The sequence below is a fragment of the Ligilactobacillus equi DSM 15833 = JCM 10991 genome (genome assembly GCF_001435735.1).
GTDB lineage: Bacteria > Bacillota > Bacilli > Lactobacillales > Lactobacillaceae > Ligilactobacillus > Ligilactobacillus equi.
The window spans coordinates 1-3201 of the sequence record NZ_AZFH01000028.1 but is presented as its reverse complement, the minus strand read 5'-3'; the positions used below and the strand labels follow the sequence as shown (position 1 = coordinate 3201).

Genomic DNA, 3201 nt, shown 5'->3' with positions numbered 1-3201 from the left:
AGCTTAACTTCTGTGTTCGGAATGGGAACAGGTGTATCCTTGATGCCATCATCACTGCACTATTTATTTGCGAGAACCTTGTTCTCTCAAAACCAGCTATAATTATCTTTCTTTTATCCGAAAACCACGTTTCCTTTGACTCTTCTTGGTTAAGTCCTCGACCGATTAGTAATGGTCCGCTTCATATGTCGCCACACTTCCACTTCCATCCTATCTACCTGATCATCTCTCAGGGGTCTTACTTCCATAAAGGAATGGGAAATCTTATCTCGAGGTGAGTTTCGCACTTAGATGCTTTCAGCGTTTATCTCATCCATACTTAGCTACCCAGCGATGCCCTTGGCAGAACAACTGGTACACCAGCGGTATGTCCATCCCGGTCCTCTCGTACTAAGGACAGATCCTCTCAAATTTCCTACGCCCGCGACGGATAGGGACCGAACTGTCTCACGACGTTCTGAACCCAGCTCGCGTACCGCTTTAATGGGCGAACAGCCCAACCCTTGGGACCGACTACAGCCCCAGGATGCGATGAGCCGACATCGAGGTGCCAAACCTCCCCGTCGATGTGGACTCTTGGGGGAGATAAGCCTGTTATCCCCAGGGTAGCTTTTATCCGTTGAGCGATGGCCCTTCCATACGGAACCACCGGATCACTAAGCCCGACTTTCGTCCCTGCTCGACTTGTAGGTCTCGCAGTCAAGCTCCCTTCTGCCTTTACACTCTGCGAATGATTTCCAACCATTCTGAGGGAACCTTTGGGCGCCTCCGTTACCTTTTAGGAGGCGACCGCCCCAGTCAAACTGCCCACCTGACACTGTCTCCCGCCACGCTTAGTGGCGCGGGTTAGAGTGTTCATACAACGAGGGTAGTATCCCACCAACGCCTCCGTCGAGACTAGCGTCCCGACATCTACGGCTCCTACCTATCCTGTACAAGTTATACAAACACCCAATATCAAGCTACAGTAAAGCTCCATGGGGTCTTTCCGTCCTGTCGCGGGTAACCCGCATCTTCACGGGTATTATAATTTCACCGAGTCTCTCGTTGAGACAGTGCCCAGATCGTTACGCCTTTCGTGCGGGTCGGAACTTACCCGACAAGGAATTTCGCTACCTTAGGACCGTTATAGTTACGGCCGCCGTTTACTGGGGCTTCAATTCAAAGCTTCGCTTACGCTAACCCATCCTCTTAACCTTCCAGCACCGGGCAGGCGTCAGCCCCTATACGTCATCTTACGATTTTGCAGAAACCTGTGTTTTTGATAAACAGTCGCCTGGGCCTATTCACTGCGGCTGCACCGGAGTGCAGCACCCCTTCTCCCGAAGTTACGGGGTCATTTTGCCGAGTTCCTTAACGAGAGTTCTCTCGCTCACCTGAGGCTACTCGCCTCGACTACCTGTGTCGGTTTGCGGTACGGGTAATTAAACTCTAACTAGAAGCTTTTCTTGGCAGTGTGACATCTCTCACTTCGCTACTATAATTTCGCTTCCCATCGTAGCTTGTCCTTAAAGAAATAAGCATTTGACTCATTTCAAGACTTACTACTTGGACGCACATTTCCAATCGTGCGCATTGATAGCCTCCTGCGTCCCTCCATTGTTCAAACAAGTTTAACTAGTACAGGAATCTCAACCTGTTATCCATCGCCTACGCCTCTCGGCCTCGGCTTAGGTCCCGACTAACCCTGGGAGGACGAGCCTTCCCCAGGAAACCTTAGTCATACGGTGGACCAGATTCTCACTGATCTTTCGCTACTCATACCGGCATTCTCACTTCTAAGCGCTCCACCAGTCCTTACGGTCTAGCTTCACCGCCCTTAGAACGCTCTCCTACCACGCAAACTTACGTTTGCATCCACGATTTCGGTAATGTGTTTAGCCCCGTTACATTTTCGGCGCAGGATCACTCGACTAGTGAGCTATTACGCACTCTTTAAATGGTGGCTGCTTCTAAGCCAACATCCTAGTTGTCTGTGCAATTCCACATCCTTTTCCACTTAACACATATTTAGGGACCTTAATCGGTGGTCTGGGCTGTTTCCCTTTCGACTACGGATCTTATCACTCGCAGTCTGACTCCCGGATATAGATATGTGGCATTCGGAGTTTATCTGAATTCAGTAACCCTAGATGGGCCCCTAGTCCAAACAGTGCTCTACCTCCACTATCCTTAACTCCGAGGCTAGCCCTAAAGCTATTTCGGAGAGAACCAGCTATCTCCAAGTTCGTTTGGAATTTCACCGCTACCCACACCTCATCCCAGCATTTTTCAACATACACGGGTTCGGTCCTCCAGTGCGTTTTACCGCACCTTCAACCTGGACATGGGTAGGTCACCTGGTTTCGGGTCTACACCAACATACTAAAACGCCCTCTTCAGACTCGCTTTCGCTACGGCTCCAGCCTTTCCGCTTTAACCTCGCATGCTAGCGTAACTCGCCGGTTCATTCTACAAAAGGCACGCCATCACCCTTTAACGGGCTCTGACTACTTGTAGGCACATGGTTTCAGGAACTCTTTCACTCCCCTCCCGGGGTGCTTTTCACCTTTCCCTCACGGTACTGGTTCACTATCGGTCACTAGGGAGTATTTAGCCTTGGGAGATGGTCCTCCCGGATTCCGACGGGGTTTCACGTGTCCCGCCGTACTCAGGATCCAGAACGGAGGAAACAAAGTTTCACTTACAGGGCTCTCACCTTCTTTGGCTTAGTTTCCCAACTAATTCAGCTACTTCATTTCTTGGTAACTCCAATGTTCTGTCCTACAACCCCGAAAGGCAAGCCTTTCGGTTTGGGCTCTTCCCGTTTCGCTCGCCGCTACTCAGGGAATCGAATTTTCTTTCTCTTCCTGTGGGTACTTAGATGTTTCAGTTCCCCACGTCTACCTCTATCCAGACTATGTATTCACCTGGAAGTAACGGGCGGTTAAACCCGCTGGGTTTCCCCATTCGGAAATCTCCGGCTCAAAGCTTACTTACAGCTCCCCGAAGCATATCGCAGTTAGTCACGTCCTTCATCGGCTCCTAGTGCCAAGGCATCCACCATGCGCCCTTAATAACTTAACCTCTGATTATTAATATAATCGGTTATGAGTATTATACGCGAATTTAATTGTTTTAAACTCTTTAAAACGCGGTGTATTTCTCGGTTTAAATTTAAGAAATAGAATAATTATATCTGGTTTTCAAAGAACAAGTTGA

The 3201-nt window shown here is 49.4% G+C and carries 2 rRNA genes; both read right to left on the bottom strand.

The window, feature by feature from the left end:
- Positions 1-59, bottom strand: a 5S ribosomal RNA gene (rrf, locus tag FC36_RS03690); the annotation flags it as partial.
- Positions 60-145: 86 nt separating this feature from the next.
- A 23S ribosomal RNA gene (locus FC36_RS03685) occupies positions 146-3066 on the bottom strand.
- Between the last annotated feature and the right edge of the window lie 135 nt (positions 3067-3201).